This is a genomic window from Paraburkholderia flava, from assembly GCF_004359985.1.
GTDB lineage: Bacteria > Pseudomonadota > Gammaproteobacteria > Burkholderiales > Burkholderiaceae > Paraburkholderia > Paraburkholderia flava.
Genome location: NZ_SMRO01000002.1, coordinates 1,212,892 through 1,231,429, shown reverse-complemented (window position 1 = coordinate 1,231,429; position 18,538 = coordinate 1,212,892). Strand labels below are relative to the sequence as shown.

General features: G+C 63.6%; 12 protein-coding genes and 1 tRNA gene. 6 read left to right on the top strand and 7 right to left on the bottom strand.

Annotated features, from left to right (window positions below; translation table 11 throughout):
- Positions 1-32: 32 nt before the first annotated feature.
- Entirely contained in the window at positions 33-2,726 is a 2,694-nt protein-coding gene (gene aceE, locus E1748_RS16920; RefSeq protein ID WP_133648330.1) for a pyruvate dehydrogenase (acetyl-transferring), homodimeric type, read from the bottom strand.
- Positions 2,727-3,016: 290 nt separating this feature from the next.
- Between aceE and fixL the strand changes: the two genes are divergently transcribed.
- The 3 genes from fixL (at position 3,017) to folD (ending at position 7,385) form a co-directional block, all read left to right on the top strand.
- Positions 3,017-5,530 (top strand): oxygen sensor histidine kinase FixL, encoded by a 2,514-nt coding sequence (gene fixL, locus E1748_RS16915; protein WP_133648329.1) that lies wholly within the window; start codon positions 3,017-3,019, stop codon positions 5,528-5,530.
- A complete protein-coding gene (gene fixJ, locus E1748_RS16910; RefSeq protein WP_133648328.1) occupies positions 5,527-6,171 on the top strand; it encodes an oxygen response regulator transcription factor FixJ in 645 nt (214 codons plus the stop codon). The genes fixL and fixJ overlap by 4 nt, the downstream gene beginning before the upstream one ends.
- 356 nt (positions 6,172-6,527) lie before the next feature.
- Positions 6,528-7,385 carry a bifunctional methylenetetrahydrofolate dehydrogenase/methenyltetrahydrofolate cyclohydrolase FolD gene (gene folD, locus E1748_RS16905; protein WP_133648327.1) on the top strand — a complete coding sequence of 286 codons (858 nt, stop codon included), beginning with the start codon at positions 6,528-6,530 and terminating at the stop codon, positions 7,383-7,385.
- Between the two features lie 49 nt (positions 7,386-7,434).
- On the opposite strand, the gene E1748_RS16900 is transcribed toward folD, so the two are convergent.
- On the bottom strand, positions 7,435-8,559 hold the full coding sequence (locus tag E1748_RS16900; protein ID WP_133648326.1) for an acyltransferase family protein: 1,125 nt from the start codon (positions 8,557-8,559) through the stop codon (positions 7,435-7,437).
- Between the two features lie 391 nt (positions 8,560-8,950).
- Here E1748_RS16900 and E1748_RS16895 point away from each other — a divergent pair, with 391 nt between their 5' ends.
- A complete protein-coding gene (locus tag E1748_RS16895) occupies positions 8,951-11,053 on the top strand; it encodes a M3 family metallopeptidase (protein WP_133648325.1) in 2,103 nt (700 codons plus the stop codon).
- A gap of 55 nt (positions 11,054-11,108) precedes the next feature.
- Here E1748_RS16895 and E1748_RS16890 read toward each other — a convergent pair whose 3' ends face one another.
- Both E1748_RS16890 and dinB read right to left on the bottom strand, forming a co-directional pair.
- The gene (locus E1748_RS16890; RefSeq protein ID WP_133648324.1) at positions 11,109-12,398 is read right to left on the bottom strand and encodes an amidohydrolase family protein; all 1,290 of its coding nucleotides are present in this window, start codon (positions 12,396-12,398) and stop codon (positions 11,109-11,111) included.
- A 64-nt stretch (positions 12,399-12,462) separates the two neighbouring features.
- Positions 12,463-13,617 carry a DNA polymerase IV gene (dinB, locus tag E1748_RS16885; protein WP_240766675.1) on the bottom strand — a complete coding sequence of 385 codons (1,155 nt, stop codon included), beginning with the start codon at positions 13,615-13,617 and terminating at the stop codon, positions 12,463-12,465.
- Positions 13,618-13,792: 175 nt separating this feature from the next.
- Here dinB and E1748_RS16880 point away from each other — a divergent pair, with 175 nt between their 5' ends.
- Positions 13,793-14,506 carry an aspartate/glutamate racemase family protein gene (locus E1748_RS16880; RefSeq protein WP_133648322.1) on the top strand — a complete coding sequence of 238 codons (714 nt, stop codon included), beginning with the start codon at positions 13,793-13,795 and terminating at the stop codon, positions 14,504-14,506.
- A gap of 69 nt (positions 14,507-14,575) precedes the next feature.
- Here E1748_RS16880 and E1748_RS16875 read toward each other — a convergent pair.
- Positions 14,576-14,652, bottom strand: a tRNA-Met gene (locus E1748_RS16875).
- Positions 14,653-14,846: 194 nt separating this feature from the next.
- Between E1748_RS16875 and xth the strand changes: the two genes are divergently transcribed.
- On the top strand, positions 14,847-15,623 hold the full coding sequence (gene xth, locus E1748_RS16870) for an exodeoxyribonuclease III (protein ID WP_133648321.1): 777 nt from the start codon (positions 14,847-14,849) through the stop codon (positions 15,621-15,623).
- 66 nt (positions 15,624-15,689) lie between these two features.
- Here xth and ntrC read toward each other — a convergent pair whose 3' ends face one another.
- Positions 15,690-17,222, bottom strand: a complete 1,533-nt coding sequence (ntrC, locus tag E1748_RS16865) for a nitrogen regulation protein NR(I) (RefSeq protein ID WP_133648320.1) — start codon at positions 17,220-17,222, stop codon at positions 15,690-15,692.
- Between the two features lie 28 nt (positions 17,223-17,250).
- The gene (gene glnL, locus E1748_RS16860; protein WP_133648319.1) at positions 17,251-18,393 is read right to left on the bottom strand and encodes a nitrogen regulation protein NR(II); all 1,143 of its coding nucleotides are present in this window, start codon (positions 18,391-18,393) and stop codon (positions 17,251-17,253) included.
- Positions 18,394-18,538: the final 145 nt, after the last annotated feature.

Genomic DNA, 18,538 nt, shown 5'->3' with positions numbered 1-18,538 from the left:
AGGCACGTGCGACACACGCGGGGGGTGATGCCTTAAACGGTCATCGGGTTGGGTTTGGCGGCATCCAGGTTGTACTTCGCGAGCGCATCGGCAACTACCTTGCGTTCGATCGTACCTTCGTCGGCCAGCGCGTTCAGCGCGGCGACGGTCACCCAGTAGCGGTCCACCTCGAAGAAGTGACGCAGATTCTCGCGCGTGTCCGAGCGGCCATAGCCATCGGTGCCCAGCACGACGAAACGTTGCGGCACGAACGCGCGGATCTGTTCGGTCAGCGCGCGCACGTAGTCCGTCGATGCGATGACCGGACCTTGTGCATCCTTCAGCAGCTTCTCGACGTGCGAGACCTTCTTCTCTTCGCTCGGATGCAGCAGGTTCCAGCGCTGCACTTCGTGGCCTTCGCGCGCGAGTTCGGTGAAGCTCGGCACGCTCCACAGATCGGCGGCGACGCCCCAGTCGTTCTTCAGCAGGTCGGCGGCGGCGATCACTTCGTTGAAGATCGTGCCCGCACCCATCAGCTGCACGCGCGGACCCTTCGATGCTTCAGCCTTGCGGAACGCGTACATGCCCTTGATGATGTCCGCGGCCACGCTGTCGCCCTGCGGAATCGCCGGGTGTTCGTAGTTCTCGTTCATCACCGTGACGTAGTAGTACACGTCTTCCTGCTCCTGCACCATCCGGCGCAGGCCGTCCTGCATGATCACCGCGAGTTCGTAGCCGAACGTCGGGTCGTAGCTGATGCAGTTCGGCACCGATGCCGCCCACAGCAGCGAGTGGCCGTCTTCGTGCTGCAGCCCTTCGCCGTTCAGTGTCGTACGGCCTGCGGTACCGCCCAGCAGGAAGCCGCGCGAACGCATGTCGCCAGCGGCCCATGCGAGGTCACCGATACGCTGGAAGCCGAACATCGAATAGAAGATGTAGAACGGGATCATGATCTCGCCGTGCGTCGAATACGACGTCGCGGCTGCGATCCAGTCCGACATACCGCCGGCTTCGTTGATCCCTTCCTGCAGGATCTGGCCGGTTTCCGATTCACGGTAGAACATCAGCTGATCGGAATCTTCCGGCACATACTTCTGGCCGTCCTGATTCCAGATACCGATCTGACGGAACAGGCCTTCCATACCGAACGTACGCGATTCGTCCGGCACGATCGGCACGACGCGTTTGCCGAGCGCCTTGTCCTTCAGCAGGATGTTGAGAATCCGCACGAACGCCATCGTCGTCGAAATCTCGCGGCCTTCGCCCGTGCCCTTCAGCAGCGGCTCGAATACTTCGAGCGCCGGCACCGGCAGCGATTCCGCCTTCTGCCGGCGAGCCGGCAGATAGCCGCCCAGCTCCTGGCGGCGTGCGCGCATGTACTCGAGTTCCTTCGAGCCTTCTTCGAACTTGAGGTACGGGACGCTCGCAAGATCTTCGTCCGCGATCGGCAGACGGAACTGGTCGCGGAACTGCTTCAGCTGCTCCACCTGCATCTTCTTCTGCTGGTGGGTGATGTTCATCGCCTGACCGGCTTCGCCCATGCCGTAGCCCTTGATCGTCTTCGCGAGGATCACGGTAGGCTGGCCCTTGGTCTGCGTCGCTTCCTGGAACGCCGCGTAGATCTTGTGCGGATCATGGCCGCCGCGGTTCAGATTCCAGATGTCGGCGTCGGACCAGTCGGCGACGAGCGCCTTCAGTTCGGCCGTATTGAAGAAATGCTCGCGCACAAAAGCGCCCGACTCCGACTTGTACGTCTGGTATTCGCCGTCGACGACTTCCATCATCCGGCGCATCAACGCACCCGTGCGATCGCGTGCGAACAGCGCATCCCAGCGGCTGCCCCACACGACCTTGATCACGTTCCAGCCGGCGCCGCGGAATTCGCTTTCGAGTTCCTGGATGATCTTGCCGTTACCGCGCACCGGACCATCAAGGCGCTGCAAATTACAGTTGATCACGAACACGAGGTTGTCGAGGCGTTCGCGGCCGGCCATGCCGATCGCGCCGAGCGATTCCGGTTCATCCGTTTCGCCGTCGCCGAGGAACGCCCACACCTTGCGGCCTTCGGTCTTCGCGATGCCGCGCGCCTGCAGGTACTTCATGAAGCGCGCCTGGTAGATCGCCATGATCGGACCAAGGCCCATCGACACCGTCGGGAATTGCCAGAAGTCCGGCATCAGCCACGGATGCGGATACGACGAGATGCCCTCGCCGCCCACTTCCTGACGGAAGTTGTTCAGCTGGTTTTCGTTCAGACGTCCGAGCAGGAAGGCGCGCGAGTAGACACCCGGCGACGAGTGGCCCTGGACGAACACGAGGTCGCCGCCATGCTCGGCGGACGGCGCATGCCAGAAGTGGTTGAAGCCGACGTCGTACAGCGTCGCGGCCGAGGCGAACGAAGCGATGTGGCCGCCGACGTTCGTATCCTTGCCGGCGCGCAGCACCATCGCGATCGCGTTCCAGCGCGTGTACGAGCGGATGCGGTGTTCGATGTCCTGGTCGCCGGGGATCTTCGCCTGACGCGAAACGGGAATCGTATTGATGTAGGGTGTGTTGGCCGAGAACGGCAGGTGTTCGCCGTGTACGCGGGCGAATTCGATCTGCTTCTCGATCAGGTAATGAGCGCGGTCAGGCCCGACCGCAGAAATCACGCCATCCAGCGCTTCAAGCCATTCGCCGGTTTCCTGTGGATCGTCGTCTTTTTCGGCGGCGACATATTTCATGACTTCGTCGGGTACAGCGGACATGCTCGTCTCCTGGAATGGAAGGAACGCCTCTTTGGACAGACTGAACGGATGACGCGGACAAGGTTCATCCACGGCAGCTAGCTTTGCCGCCGATTGTAATGAGTCGCCCGATGTCCTTGCAACAAAATTTTCGAATTACGAGATTCATTCTCATAATGCGAAAAATTGCTGCGGCGCACCTCGTATTGACGCTTCCTTTGCCGATACGTCGGCTAGTTTGCTCCGAATAGGGGGAGTTTCCGTGCTTTTTTGCGGCATTTGAGCCCGACACGCTGCGCTACAATGCCGCAATGTTGACCGAACGGCTTTTCGCACGCTCGGCGCGGCCGTCCGGTTCGCCGGCGGACTCGTCGCCGTCCCGCTGGCACCACGGACCGTGGTGGTCGAACTCCTATTTGCTGACGCCGCTCCTGTCGATCCTGGTGTTCCTGATCGTCATGAGTCTGATCCTCTGGAGCCTGAACCGGCGCGAGCAGCAGCAACAGGAAGACACGCTCTATCGCAACGTCGCGTGGGCGCAGCAGCAGATCCGCCTGTCGATGACGGGTGCGCAGGAACAGATCCAGGCGCTGTCGCGCGACCTCGTCGCCGGCCATGCCGATCCGCATTCGTTCCAGGTGTCCACCACGGACATCATGCAGGGGCATCCCGAGATCCTCTACATGAACTGGTACACGAGCCAGCAGCAGCCGCGCTGGCCCAATACCGCGCTACCGCTGTTCGGCCAGCGCCTCGCCAAACCCAACGACACGCAGATGGACGAGGCCGTCAAGGCCGCGTTCGCCGAGGCGCGCAACACGCGCCGCCAGATCTACTCGCCGCTGATCTACGACGACGTCGGTAACGGCTATCTGACGCTGCAGACGCCGGTCTATCGCGACCGCGAATTTCTCGGCACGATCGCCGCGGTGTTTTCGATCGAAGGGATCCTGAAGCACGACATCCCGCCCGAGCTGTCCGCGAAGTACAAGATCTCGATCATCGACGTCAACAATCGCGAGCTTGCGACGACATCGTCGCGCCCGCGTCTGCCGCGCGACGTCTACTACGACCTGCCGCTCGACCCGCCGGGCCGTGGCGTGTCGGTGCGCGTGTACTCGTATCCGCAGATGACCAACTTCACGAACAACACGCTCGTGTGGCTGGTCGCGGGTCTGTCGTGCTTCGTGCTGTGGAGTCTGTGGAGCTTGTGGAAGCACACACGGCAACGCTTCGAGGCGCAGCAGGCGCTGTACGCGGAAGCGTTCTTCCGCCGCGCGATGGAAAACTCCGTGCTGATCGGCATGCGCGTGCTCGACATGCACGGCCGCATCACGCACGTGAACCCCGCGTTCTGCCGGATGACCGGCTGGGACGAAAGCGACCTCGTCGGCAAGAACGCACCGTTCCCGTACTGGCCGCGCGACGCGTATCCGGAAATGCAGCGCCAGCTCGACATGACGCTGCGCGGCAAGGCACCCTCTTCCGGCTTCGAGCTGCGCGTGCGTCGCAAGGACGGCTCGCTGTTCCACGCGCGCCTCTACGTGTCGCCGCTGATCGACAGCTCGGGACGGCAGACCGGCTGGATGTCGTCGATGACCGACATCACCGAGCCGAAGCGCGCGCGCGAAGAACTCGCCGCCGCGCACGAGCGTTTCACGACCGTGCTCGAAAGCCTCGACGCCGCCGTGTCGGTGCTGGCCGCCGACGAAGCCGAGCTGCTGTTCGCGAACCGCTACTACCGGCACCTGTTCGGCATCCGCCCGGACGGCCACCTCGAACTCGCGGGTGGCGGTTTCGACAGCGGCGAAGCATCGTCCGATTCGATCGACATGGTCGACGCCTACGCCGGCCTGCCCGCCGCCGCGCTGACCGAAAGCACCGCCGACGCGCAGGAAATCTACGTCCAGAGCATCCAGAAGTGGTTCGAGGTGCGGCGCCAGTACATCCAGTGGGTGGACGGCCACCTCGCGCAGATGCAGATTGCAACCGACATCACGACCCGCAAGCAGGCGCAGGAACTGGCCCGTCAGCAGGACGAGAAGCTGCAGTTCACGAGCCGCCTGATGACGATGGGCGAAATGGCGTCGTCGCTCGCGCACGAACTGAACCAGCCGCTCGCCGCGATCAATAACTATTGCTCCGGAACCGTCGCACTGGTTAAATCTGGTCGAACGACGCCCGACAACCTGCTGCCCGTGCTCGAAAAGACCGCGCAGCAGGCCGTTCGGGCAGGCATGATCATCAAGCGGATCCGCGAATTCGTGAAACGCAGCGAACCGAAGCGCCAGGCTACCCGCGTCGCCGATATCGTCGCGGACGCGGTCGGTCTGGCCGAACTCGAGGCGCGCAAACGCCGCATCCGCATCGTGACCGACCTGCGTTCGCGGCTGCCCGTGATCTATGTCGACCCGGTGCTGATCGAGCAGGTGCTGGTGAACCTGCTGAAAAACGCGGCCGAAGCGATGCACGATGCGCGACCGAATGCGATCGATCCGGTGGTCCGCGTGGTCGTGCGGCTGGACAGCGGGTTTGTTTGCATCAGTGTTGTCGATCAGGGGCCGGGCGTCGACGAGGCGATGGCCGAGCGTCTGTTCGAGCCGTTCTACAGTACCAAGTCGGACGGCATGGGGATGGGTCTCAACATTTGCCGTTCGATTATCGAATCGCATCGAGGTCGTCTGTGGGTGGTCAATAACGTCGAGGCGGACGGCCACATCACAGGTGCGACCTTTCACTGCAGTCTGCCCATTGGGGAGCCTGACGGCCCGAGCAACGGCGGGTCCGAGGCGCCGATACCACAAACCGTTACGGGAGAGCCATGAACACCCCAGTCACCACACAGGAAACCGTCTTTGTTGTCGACGACGACGAGGCCGTGCGAGATTCGCTGCGCTGGCTGCTGGAGGCGAACGGCTACCGCGTGCAGTGCTTCTCCAGCGCCGAGCAGTTTCTCGACGCGTGGCAACCGGCACAGCATCCGGGGCAGATCGCGTGTCTGATTCTCGACGTGCGGATGTCGGGCATGAGCGGGCTCGAATTGCAGGAGCGACTGATCGCCGACAACGCGTCGCTGCCGATCATCTTCGTCACGGGTCACGGCGACGTGCCGATGGCCGTGTCGACGATGAAAAAAGGCGCGATGGACTTCATCGAAAAACCGTTCGACGAAGCCGAACTGCGCAAGCTCGTCGAGCGGATGCTCGACAAGGCGCGTAGCGAAAGCACCAGCGTCCAGCAGCAACGTGCAGCGGCAGAACGCCTCGGCAAGCTCACCGCGCGCGAACATCAGGTGCTCGAGCGGATCATCGCAGGCCGCCTGAACAAGCAGATCGCCGACGACCTCGGCATCAGCATCAAGACGGTCGAAGCGCATCGCGCGAACATCATGGAAAAGCTCAACGTCAACACGGTCGCCGATCTGCTGCGGCTCGCGTTGTCGAACAAGCCGCAACAGCAGCAGTAGTAGCAGGCATCCATCCATCGTTAAGCCGGGCGCCGTCGCATCGGACGCCGCCACGACGAACGTATTGACGCCGAGCTCGTGCATGCACGCATGCGTGTGTGCCGCTTTCCTGTCTGTCGAAGAGGCCCGGCCTGTGTGGCCCGGCCTTTTTGTTTGTGCGTTTGCGCGGCAGGCGTTTCAGCAGCATCGCCCGCACACCGCTCCCCTCGTCGCACGCACTCGCGACGGTATAATGTCGATCCCGGCGCATCGCAGTTTGTGCGCCGCGCGCTTTTCCCGACCCGCCAGGTTCCTGCAGAAAACCGCCACCACATTCGCCCTGCCTGCAGCCCGCATTTCTATCGCTCTGACCGACCATGACAGCCAAACTGATCGACGGCATCGCCCTTTCCAAGACCCTGCGCACCGATGTCGCGACACGCGCCGCTGCGCTGACGGCCCGCGGCCATCGCCCCGGCCTCGCGGTCGTTCTGGTCGGCGACAATCCGGCGAGCGAGGTGTACGTCCGCAACAAGGTGAAGGCCTGCGAAGACAACGGACTGTTCTCATCGTATGACCGCTATCCCGCGACGCTTTCCGAAGCCGACCTGCTCGCGCGCATCGATGCGTTGAACCAGTCGCCGGAGATCCACGGGATTCTTGTGCAGTTGCCGCTGCCGCCGCATATCGACAGCCACAAGGTGATCGAAGCGATCGCACCGGAGAAGGACGTCGACGGCTTTCACGTCGCCAATGCAGGCGCGCTGATGACCGGCAAGCCGCTATTCCGTCCGTGCACGCCGTACGGCGTGATGAAGATGTTCGACGCGTACGGTATCTCGCTCGCCGGTGCGAACGCGGTTGTGATCGGGCGCTCGAACATCGTCGGCAAGCCGGTCGCGCTGATGCTGCTCGAAGCAGGCGCGACGGTCACGATCTGCCATAGCAAGACCCGTGATCTCGCCGCGCACACACGCACCGCCGACGTGATCGTCGCGGCCGTCGGCAAGCGCAACATTCTGACCGCCGATATGGTGAAGCCGGGCGCGACGGTGATCGACGTCGGCATGAATCGCGACGACGCAGGCAAGCTCTGCGGCGACGTCGACTTCGCGGGCGTCAAGGAAGTGGCCGGCTACATCACTCCGGTGCCGGGCGGCGTCGGTCCGATGACGATCACGATGCTGCTCGTCAACACGATTGAAGCTGCTGAACGCGCGGCGAGTCGCGCTTAAAGAGTGACGCGCGCGCTTCTGTCCGCGCGCTCCTGCTTCTGCGTCAATTTCAGTTCGCCGGCTCGACGTTAGTATCGTCGGCGCCCGACGAGCGGCCAGATGTCCCCGGCGCACGCGCAATGCGTCGCCGGCACCAGTGCAACGCGGGCCGCTCGACAAAATGCCACGACAGCGCCGCGCACAGCAGAATCGCCGGCGACGCGATCAGCAGCCCAGTCAGATGATCCAGCTTCGGCGCCACCGCGGCGACACACTGCTGGATCGCGAATCCATACAGATAGATCCCGTACGAGTAGTCGTTACGCGGCACCCAGCGACGCAGCCACGGCGTCGTGCCGGCCCACAGCACGCCATACGCGAACGCCAGATAGAACAGCGGCTGCGCAGCCGCCGTATCGTGGAACGCGAAGTACAGTCCGAACAGCGCGAGCGCCGCCATGCCGTCGATCCGCACGTATTCGCGCAGCCCGTACAGCAGCATCCCCAGCATGAAGAACGGTTCCGGCCAGAACGAGTAGCCGCCGGGTTTATCGGCGAAATCGCGCAGCCCGATCTGCAACGGATCGACGTGGACATGCAGCCCGAACGCGACGAGCCCGATGAGCGCCGCCGCGACGATTCCGCGATTCGTCGACAGCAGTCCGACCATTCCCGTCGCGAGCACGATCAGATAGCAGCGGACTTCGAGCGGCAGCGTCCACAGCGGCGCGCTGACGTCGGGACCGAAGCGGTTGTGCTCGAACACGCCGGGCAGCACCCAGCCGCGCTTCAGCACGAGCGTCGAGAAGTTGTCGAGATTGGCCCACGTCGCGTGCAGATGGAAATACGCGGACAGCGGCAGCGTCGTGAACAGCGGCCCGATCGCGAACACCGCGAATAGTGAGCCGACCGCAACCGCCGGCCACAGACGCGCGACCCGCAGCGCTATGAAGCGCGGCGCCGAGCGCTGACGCGCGAAGCTCGCGGTCACCAGCATGCCGCTCAGCAAGAAGAACGCGTACACACCGAAAGGGCCCGAGCCGTCGAACCCGAGCGCGGTCCCGACCGGATCGCTGGTGCCGTCGGGCAACTGGATCAGGAACGCGTGGTAATAGACCACCGAGATGGCGGCAATCAGACGCACGAGGCCGAAATTGTTCCCGTTGCGCGACAGCGAATGCGAAAGCAGATTCATCGCGATAACAATGACCGTGCGGAAGAGGAAAAGAGAAAAGGACAGGCAGGCCGGCGGACGTCGCGGCACTGGACGAAGCATGCCCGTCACGATGCGGCAAACGCCCGGCGATGACGGTGCGCTCGCCCACAGTCGCGGCGCATGTCCCAGGCGCGACGAGCGACGCGAAACCGGCCCGAAAAAAATCGAGAAAAAACCTCCACCGCGCCCTCGCCGCGAAGTTCTGGTAATTTGTCCCGTAGGTGGACTGGAATCGCCGCGCACTGCCCCCATACTGTTCACATGGCCCGGGCGATCGGCGTGGCCACGCGGTCCGGTCCGGCGCTGCGGCGGTTTCGCCGGCAGCACGCCATTTCGCCTGCCCCCTTTTTCGCGTCAGACAGGAAGCACCATGTCCCAAACCCAATCGACATCCGACAATCCGCTCCTCGACTTCTCCGATCTGCCGCGCTTCGGTGACATCCGCCCCGAACACGTGACGCCCGCGCTCGACGTGCTGCTCGCCAACGCGAGCGCCGCCGTCGAGCGGGCCAGTGCGCCCGCCACGCCGTCGTCGTGGGCCGACGTCGTCGAGCCCGTCGAGCACGCGACCGAACCGCTGTCGCGCGCGTGGGGCGTCATCGGCCATCTGAACGCCGTCGCCGATACGCCGGAGCTGCGGGCGGTGTACGGCGAGAATCTGTCGCGCGTGACCGAGTTCTGGTCGAGCGTCGGACAAAACCTCGCGCTGTACGAGAAGTACAAGGCGATTGCCGCAGGCGGCGAATTCTCGTCGCTGACCGGCGAGCGCCGCAAGATTCTCGATAACGCGCTGCGCGACTTCCGCCTGTCCGGCGCCGAACTGCCCGAAGACCAGAAGCCCCACTTCGCCGAATTGCAGGAGCGCCAGGCAGGGTTGTCGAAAGCATTCTCCGATCACGTGCTCGACGCGACCAACGCGTACGCGTACATCGCAACCAGCGAAGCCGAACTCGCCGGTCTGCCCGAAGACGTGATCGCGGCCGCGCGCGAAGCGGCGGAACGCGAAGGCAAGGAAGGCTGGAAGTTCACGCTGCACTTCCCGTCGTACTTCCCCGTGATGCAGTACTCGGAAAACCGCGCGATGCGCGAAGCGATGTACCGCGCGTACGTGACGCGCGCGTCGGAGCTCGGCGCCGCGTACGGCGGCGGCAAGCCCGAGTGGGACAACACCGCGAACCTCGCCGAGCAGTTGACGCTGCGTGCCGAAGAAGCGCACATGCTCGGCTACCGCAACTTCGCCGAGGTGTCGCTTGCACCGAAGATGGCGGAGTCGCCGGAACAGGTGATGGCGTTCCTCAAAGACCTCGCCGACCGCGCGCGTCCGCATGCGGAACGCGACTGGCAGGAACTGCGCGCCTTCGCCGCCGACGAACTCGGCATGACCGAACTGCAGCCGTGGGACACGACGTTCGCCGCCGAGCGCCTGCGTCAGAACCGCTATGCGTTCTCGGAGAACGAGGTCAAACAGTACTTCCCCGAAGACGCGGTGCTGAAGGGTCTGTTCAAGGTGATCGAGACGCTGTTCGGCGTGCGCATCCGTCGCGACGAAGCCGCGCTGTGGCATCCGGATGTGCGTTTCTTCCGCGTCGAGAATCAGGACGGCGGACTCGTCGCGCAGTTCTATCTCGACCTCTACGCACGCGAAGGCAAACGCGGCGGTGCATGGATGGACGATGCGCGCGGGCGTCACAAGCTCGCGCACGGCGCCGTGCAGACGCCGGTCGCCTACCTGACGTGCAACTTCTCCGCGCCGGTCGGCGGCAAACCCGCGTGCTTCACGCACGACGAAGTGATCACGCTGTTCCATGAAACCGGACACGGCCTGCATCACATGCTGACGCGCGTCGAGGAACTTGGCGTGTCGGGGCTCAACGGTGTCGAGTGGGATGCGGTCGAACTGCCGTCGCAGTTCCTCGAAAACTTCTGCTGGGAATGGGACGTGCTGTCCGACATGACGTCGCATGTCGATACCGCGAAACCGCTGCCGCGCGAACTGTTCGACAAGATGCTCGCGGCGAAGAACTTCCAGAGCGGTTTGGGCACTGCGCGGCAGATCGTGTTCTCGATGTTCGACATGCAACTGCACGGCGACTTCGATCCGTCAGGCCCGAAGAGCGCGAACGATCTTGCACGCGAAATCAACGAGCGCTTCCACGTCGTGCCGCAGGCATCGTTCTCGCGCTGGCCGAATACGTTCAGCCATATCTTCGCGGGCGGTTACGCGGCGGGCTACTACAGCTACAAGTGGGCGGAAGTGTTGTCGGCCGATGCGTATGCGGCGTTCGAAGAAGCCGCGCAGGCGTCGAACGGCAGCGTGCTCGATGCGGCAACCGGCACGCGCTATCGCAAGGAGATTTTAGAAGTGGGCGGCAGCCGTCCCGCGATGGAATCGTTCAAGGCGTTCCGTGGCCGCGAGCCGCACATCGATGCGCTGCTGCGGCACAACGGGATGACGCCTGCGGCGACGAACTGAACGCTGTCGATCGTCTGACCAGACCGGCGCTCCGCCTCGTGCGGGCGCCGGTTTTTTATTCGCGATGCAGCCGGAAATCGACCTCGGACGGCCGCCCTTCCAGCGACAGCACCGCACGAGCCGCAGGCGCACGGCTCACCACCTTGCCGCGCCGTACAACCGCGAGCCGCGCTGCGCGTAGACGGATCGCCTCGACCGGATCGCGCGCATCAAGCACCACGCAGTCCGCCGCACAGCCCGGCGCGATCCCGTAGCCGTCGAGCCCGAGGATGCGCGCCGCGTTCACCGTCACCGCGTCGAAGCACGCATGCATCGCGTCGACGCCCGTCATCTGCGCGACGTGCAGCCCCATGTGCGCGACCTCGAGCATGTCGCCGGATCCGAGGCTGTACCACGGGTCCATCACGCAGTCGTGGCCGAACGCGACTGTGATGCCCGCGGCCAGCATCTCGGGCACACGCGTCATGCCGCGCCGTTTCGGATAGGTATCGGAGCGGCCCTGCAGCGTGATGTTGATCAGCGGATTCGCGATCGCTGCGACGCCAGCCTCGCGCATCAACGGCAGCAGCTTGCTGACGTAGTAGTTGTCCATCGAATGCATCGACGTCAGATGCGAACCCGCGACGCGACCATGCAGTCCGAGCCGATGCGTTTCGGCAGCGAGCGTTTCGATGTGGCGCGACAACGGATCGTCGGATTCGTCGCAATGCATGTCGACGCGTAGCCCCTTGTCCGCCGCGAACTCGCACAGCAGCCGCACCGACTGTGCGCCGTCCGCCATCGTGCGTTCGAAATGCGGAATGCCGCCGACCACATCGACGCCGAGCGCAATCGCACGCTTCAGGTTGTCGAATGCGCCGGGACTGCGCAGCAGACCATCCTGCGGGAACGCGACCAGTTGCAGATCGAGATACGGTGCGACGCGACGCTTCACTTCGAGCAGCGCTTCGACTGCGAGCAGCCGCTCATCGCAGACGTCGACGTGACTGCGAATCGCGAGCAGCCCGCGCGCGACGGCCCAATCGCAGTACTGCAACGCACGTTCGACGAGCGCATCCTGCGTCAGCTGCGGCTTCAGTTCGCCCCACAACGCGATGCCTTCGAGCAGCGTGCCCGACGCGTTCACGCGCGGCAGTCCGTACGACAACGTCGCGTCCATATGGAAATGCGGATCGACGAACGGCGGCGTGACGAGCGAACCCGCCGCATCGATTTCTTCGGCTGCGGTTGCCGCGAGATGTGGCTCGACCGCGACGATGCGGTCCGCGTCGATGCCGATGTCGACGAGTCCTTCGTGTCGCGCTGTACCGCGCGGCAATGCGGCGCGACGGATGATCAGGTCCATGAGCGTCTCCTGTGACTGGTTCCGATTCTATCGGCACCAGAAAGCCGTGCGGGAAATCGGCGAATCAGACCGACGCAACCTCGTCGGGCCCGGCTTCATCGTCCTCGTCGCTGTCATCGAACAACACAAACTGGCCATGCTGCGCGGCATCGTCCTCTTCGAGCCGCACGCCGACACCGAGCAGCCGCACCGGCTGATTGCGACGCGCAAAACCTTTTTCGAGCAGGCCGAGCAGCGTCGGCACATCGGTCGCATCGCCGACGCATTCGACCGTCGTCCGCTGAAAATCGGCGAAGCGGATTTTCACGAACAGCTTGTGGATCGCCGGCCCTGCCTGCGCGCGTTCGATGCGCTCGTCGAGCATCGCGGTGAGTCGACGCACTTCGTCGGCGCACGCATCGAGCGTCGTGAGATCAGTGACGTAAGTGGTCTCGACGCTCACCGACTTGCGCTCCTGGTCCGCGCGAACCGGCCGCACGTCAATGCCGCGCGACAGCTCATAGAGCCGCTTACCGAACACCCCGAAGTGCTGATGCAGATCGATCAGCGACCACGTGCGAACATCCGCGCACGTCACGAGCCCGAGTTTTTCGAGCCGCGCCGCCGTCACCTTGCCGACGCCGAAAATCTTGCGCACCGGCAACGCGGCAACGAACGCATCGACCTCGTGCGGTCGCACGACATGAAGGCCATCCGGCTTGTTCCAGTCCGACGCGATCTTCGCGACGAACTTGTTCGGTGCCACACCCGCCGACACCGTCACGCCGACCGTCTCGCGCACGCGCTCGCGAATCTCTTTCGCCATCAGCGTCGCACTGCCCTTGCAGAGCGTGATGTGCGTGACGTCGAGATAGGCTTCGTCGAGCGACAACGGTTCGACGTCGGCGGTGTAGTCGCGATAGATCGCCATGATCTGCCGCGACGCGATGCGGTACTTTTCCATCGACGGCGGCATCATCAGCAGATCGGGACACTTGCGCATCGCGAGCGCCGACGACATCGCCGAATGCACACCAAAGCGACGCGCCTCGTAGTTGCAGGTCGCGACGACGCCGCGATGCTCGGGCCGGCCGCCGACCGCGAGCGGGCGACCGCGCAGCGACGGGTCGTCGCGCATTTCGACCGACGCGTAGAAGCAGTCGCAGTCGCAATGGATGATCTTGCGCGGCGGCGACGCTTCAGACGAATGCGGACGGGAATCGGGATCGGGCGTATCCAAGATGCCGATACTGTACAAAAACACAGGGGTTTTTACAAGAATCGGACACCGGTTTCCGCGCTTTTTTGACGTATCCGTATCGGCCGCGCGCGCACGATCCGTATCGCTGTGCGGCGCCATACGGGTCCTATACTGGCCGACAACCCCATCGCAGGGCAAACAGAGGAAAGCGCGGATGAAAACGATCGGAGTGATCGGCGGAATGAGCTGGGAGTCGTCCGCCGAGTATTACCGGCTGCTGAACCGTTACGCGAAAGCGCGTCTCGGTGGTCATCACAACGCGCGCAGCGTGATGGTGACGGTGGATTTCGCGCAGATCGAAGCCGATCAGCGCGCCGGCGACTGGGCATCGCTCGGCCGCCAGATGGCGGATGCGGCGCGACAACTCGAACGCGGCGGTGCCGATCTCGTGATGCTCGCCACCAACACGATGCACCGCGTCCATGAATCGATCGAGCAGGCGATCAATGTGCCCTTCCTGCACATCGCCGATCCGACCGGCGCGGCGTTGCGCGAGGCCGGTATCGAACGCGTCGGCCTGCTCGGTACGCGCTATACGATGGAACAGCAGTTCTACGTGGGACGTCTGCGCGAACGTCACGGACTCGACACCGTGATCCCCGACGACGACGAACGCGCCGACGTGCACCGGATCATCTACGACGAGTTGTGCCACGGCACGATCGACGCGCAATCGCGCGATACGTATCGGCGCGTGATCGATCGCCTCGCCGCACGCGGCGCGCAGGCGGTGATACTCGGGTGCACGGAGATCACGTTGTTGATCAAACCGGAAGATTCGACGCTGCCCGTGTTCGACACGACGGCGTTGCATGCGCAGGCGGCGGTTAACTGGGCGATCGATGAAGACAGCGCACGCAGCAGCTAGCGATGAATCGAGCACCGCAAATGAAAAAGCCCGCATCGCGTGATAAGCGAAACGGGCTTTTTTAATGCGTGGTTGCGGGGGTAGGATTTGAACCTACGACCTTCGGGTTATGAGCCCGACGAGCTGCCAGACTGCTCCACCCCGCGTCAGAGGAAGCGAATTGTACTGACGCATGCTGGATGCGTCAAACGAATCTGCCGATTATTTTTCGTGCGCCGAACGATCGCGCGCGAACGCACGGAATCGATACGCTCAGCGACTCGCCTACGAGCACTGCACACAGGCAACACCCGAGGTTCGCGGTAAGATTCATGCAACCAGATTCAACCGGGAAACACCGATGAAGTTAGCCACGTGGAACGTGAATTCGCTCAAGGTCCGTCAGCAGCACGTGATCGACTGGCTCGAAACCAGTCAGACCGATGTGCTGTGCCTGCAAGAGCTCAAGATGCCCGACGAGAAATTTCCGCGCGCCGAGTTCGAAGCGAAGGGTTACCGCAGCTGGTTCGCGGGACAGAAGACCTATAACGGCGTCGCCATTCTCGTGCGCGACGGGCTCAACGTGGACGACGTCACGGTCCTACGCAACATCCCGGGCTTCGAGGATCCGCAGCAGCGCGTGATCGCTGCGACGATCGACGGTGTGCGCGTGATCTCCGCGTATTTCCCGAACGGTCAGGCGCCCGGCACCGAGAAATTCGCGTACAAGCTGAGCTGGCTCGCAGCGCTGCACGCGTGGCTCGAAAAAGAACTCGTCGCGTATCCGAAGCTCGCGCTGCTCGGCGACTACAACATCGCACCGGACGATCGCGACGTGCACGATCCCAAGGCATGGGAAGGACAGAATCTGGTTTCGCCGGAAGAGCGCGCCGCATTCACGGGGCTCATCGCGCTGGGCCTCGTCGACGCGTTCCGTCTGTTCGATCAGCCCGAGAAAACCTTCTCGTGGTGGGACTACCGGATGCTCGCGTTCCGCCGCAACGCGGGGGTACGTATCGATCACATCCTGCTGTCGCAGCCGCTCGTCGCGAGCTGCACGTTCTGCGACATCGACAAGACGCCGCGCAAATGGGATCAACCGTCGGATCACGCGCCGGTCGTCGCACAACTCGATTAAGACGTATTGATCTCGCAGGTCTTGCGCGCGAAGCATGCACTGCACACGCGCAAGACCTTTTGACCGTCACGACTCCAGGTGCAGTTCCTGGATCTTGCGCGTAATCGTGTTGCGACCGATACCAAGCCGCTCGGCGGCTTCGACCTTGCGGCCACGCGTGAAGTCCAGCGCTTCGCGAATCACCGCCGCTTCGAAACGACGCGACAGTTCGTCCATCACATCGGGCGAGTTCTCGCGCAGCAGACGCGCCACCTCGGTACGCAAACCGTTTTCCCAGATGCTCGCCGGCGGCGTCGCGGGCAGCGCTGCTCCGCCCATCAGCGGCGAACCGATCACGCCGTTCGATGCCGCGACACCCGACGCAGCAATACCGGCGATCCCGGCGGATGCACCGCTCGCGGCCTCCCCCACCCCGAGGCCACCCATCCCTGCCACACCGTTGCTGTCAGGCCCGAGATCGGGCGGCAGATCCTTGATCTCGATCGTCTGCGCGGGCGCCATCACGGTCAGCCAGTTCGCGAGATTTTCGAGCTGACGCACGTTGCCCGGAAACGGCAGCGACGTCATGTAGGCCAGCGCTTCATCCGACACGCGTTTCGGCTCGACGCCGAGATCGCGTGCGCTCTTCTGCAGGAAATGTCGGGTGAGCAGCGGAATGTCTTCGTTGCGTTCGCGCAGCGCGGGCAAGCGCAGACGGATCACGTTGAGCCGGTGATACAGATCCTCGCGGAACAACCCCTGACGCACACGCGCTTCGAGATTCTGGTGCGTGGCCGCGATCACGCGCACGTTCGCACGCAGCGGGTTGTGTCCGCCGACGCGATAGAACTGTCCGTCGGACAGCACGCGCAACAGACGCGTCTGCAGATCGAACGGCATGTCGCCGATTTCATCGAGAAACAGCGTGCCGTTCTCCGCCTGTTCGAAGCGGCCCTGGCGCATCGCCTGCGCGCCGGTGAACGCACCGCGCTCGTGGCCAAACAGTTCGGATTCCAGCAGATCCTTCGGAATCGCTGCGGTATTCAGCGCGATGAACGGTCCGTTCGCACGCGGACTATGCCGATGCAGCGCGCGCGCCACCAGCTCCTTGCCGCTGCCCGATTCGCCGGTGATCAACACGGTCGCCGCCGAATGCGACAGCCGACCGATTGCGCGGAACATGTCCTGCATCGCGGGCGCCTGGCCGAGCATCTCCGGTGCATCGGCGACGCGATCGTCCCACGTGTGTTCACCGCGCACGCTCTCATCGACCGCGCGACGGATCAACTCGACGGCCTTGTCGACGTCGAACGGCTTCGCGAGGTATTCGAACGCGCCGCCCTGAAACGCAGCGACCGCGCTGTCGAGATCGGAGAACGCCGTCATGATGATGACCGGCAGACCGGGCACCTTCTCGCGCACCGTCTGCAACAGTTCGAGCCCGGAGCCGCCCGGCATCCGGATGTCGGACACCAGCACCTGTGGGCTATCGTGGTCGAGTGCGCCGGCTGCCTCGCGAACGTTCGCGAAGCTGCGCGTCGCGAAGTTCTCGCGTGCGAGGGCCTTTTCGAGCACCCAGCGGATCGATTGATCGTCGTCTACTATCCAGATCGGCTTCATATTGGTCGTTCAGAAGGAAGGCGTGGTCCTAGCAGTCGAGCGGCAGCAGGATCTGAAACTCGGTATGTCCCGGCCGGCTTTCCACTTCGATCAGTCCGTCGTGCTGCTGCACGAACGTCTGCGCGAGCGTGAGGCCGAGACCGCTGCCGTCTTCGCGCCCGGACACGAGCGGATAGAAAATGCGGTCGCGAATATCGGCCGGAATGCCGGGGCCGTTATCGATGATATGCAAGTCCAATGCCAGCTTGCACAGGCGTTTCGCGATCGTCACCTTGCGCGCGACGCGTGTGCGCAACTCGATGCGCGCATCGCCCTGCGAGATGCGTTCGCGCAATGCTTCGGCCGCGTTGCGGACGATGTTCAGCAGCGCCTGGATCAGTTGTTCCTTGTCGCCGCGCAGATCGGGCACGCTCACGTCGTAGTCGCGCTCGATCGTGAGGCCGCGCGGAAATTCCGCCATGATCACTGCGCGCACGCGTTCGCATACTTCGTGGATGTTCACGTCGCCGACGATGTGCGGATGTCGGTGCGGCTCGAGCAGACGGTCCACCAGTGTCTGCAGCCTGTCTGACTCCTTGATGACCACCTGCGTGTATTCGCGCAGTTCGTCGCGTTCGCGCGCGCCGAGTTCGAATTCGAGCAGTTGCGCCGCGCCGCGAATGCCGCCGAGCGGATTCTTGATTTCGTGCGCGAGATTGCGGATCAGCTGTTTGTTGACCGAAGTCAGATCCTGAATGCGCTCTTCGCGATCGGTGCGCAGATGGCGCTCGTTCTCGAAGAGTTCGAGCAGCACGTAGTCGGGCGCGCTCTCGAGAAAACCGACGATTGCGTGCACGTGCAGCGGCTCGTGCGCTGCTCGCTCGAGCACGGCATCAAGATGCGTCGCATGAAAACGCTGCTCGGCGATCGATGCGATCGTCGCGACCAGTTCGTCCGCGTTCGCGTAGATGTCCGGCCACGTCATCTGCGTCAGTTGCCTGCGCGACAGTTCGAGCATCGCTTCGGCCGTCGGGTTCGCGAACGCGATGCGCAGCGTGCGCTTTTCGAGCACGAGAATGACCGTCGGCAATGCCTCGAACCCGGGGAGCAGACCCGAGTCGACGAGCTGCGGATCGTCGGACAACGGTTCCGCCACGCCCTTCCTCGCCTTGATCAGATTCTTCAGAACCATCGTTCAGTCTGGCCGGTATGAGACAGTGAAGTACAGCAGTTGCTCGCGAGGCTGCAACGAAAAAGGGACGGCGCCGCCGTCCCTTCGTTACCGATCGCGAGCGTCGGGCGCGCGCTTCGCTGCTAGTCGCAGACGAAGCGCCATC

What these genes read in the sequence shown, in the direction of transcription:
- folD (WP_133648327.1), top strand. Translation starts at nt 6,528, where the DNA reads ATGACAGCCAAACTGATCGACGGCATCGCCCTTTCCAAGACCCTGCGC.
- E1748_RS16895 (WP_133648325.1), top strand. Translation starts at nt 8,951, where the DNA reads ATGTCCCAAACCCAATCGACATCCGACAATCCGCTCCTCGACTTCTCC.
- E1748_RS16900 (WP_133648326.1), bottom strand. Translation starts at nt 8,559, where the DNA reads ATGAATCTGCTTTCGCATTCGCTGTCGCGCAACGGGAACAATTTCGGC.
- xth (WP_133648321.1), top strand. Translation starts at nt 14,847, where the DNA reads ATGAAGTTAGCCACGTGGAACGTGAATTCGCTCAAGGTCCGTCAGCAG.
- E1748_RS16890 (WP_133648324.1), bottom strand. Translation starts at nt 12,398, where the DNA reads ATGGACCTGATCATCCGTCGCGCCGCATTGCCGCGCGGTACAGCGCGA.
- E1748_RS16880 (WP_133648322.1), top strand. Translation starts at nt 13,793, where the DNA reads ATGAAAACGATCGGAGTGATCGGCGGAATGAGCTGGGAGTCGTCCGCC.
- glnL (WP_133648319.1), bottom strand. Translation starts at nt 18,393, where the DNA reads ATGGTTCTGAAGAATCTGATCAAGGCGAGGAAGGGCGTGGCGGAACCG.
- fixJ (WP_133648328.1), top strand. Translation starts at nt 5,527, where the DNA reads ATGAACACCCCAGTCACCACACAGGAAACCGTCTTTGTTGTCGACGAC.
- aceE (WP_133648330.1), bottom strand. Translation starts at nt 2,726, where the DNA reads ATGTCCGCTGTACCCGACGAAGTCATGAAATATGTCGCCGCCGAAAAA.
- fixL (WP_133648329.1), top strand. Translation starts at nt 3,017, where the DNA reads ATGTTGACCGAACGGCTTTTCGCACGCTCGGCGCGGCCGTCCGGTTCG.
- ntrC (WP_133648320.1), bottom strand. Translation starts at nt 17,222, where the DNA reads ATGAAGCCGATCTGGATAGTAGACGACGATCAATCGATCCGCTGGGTG.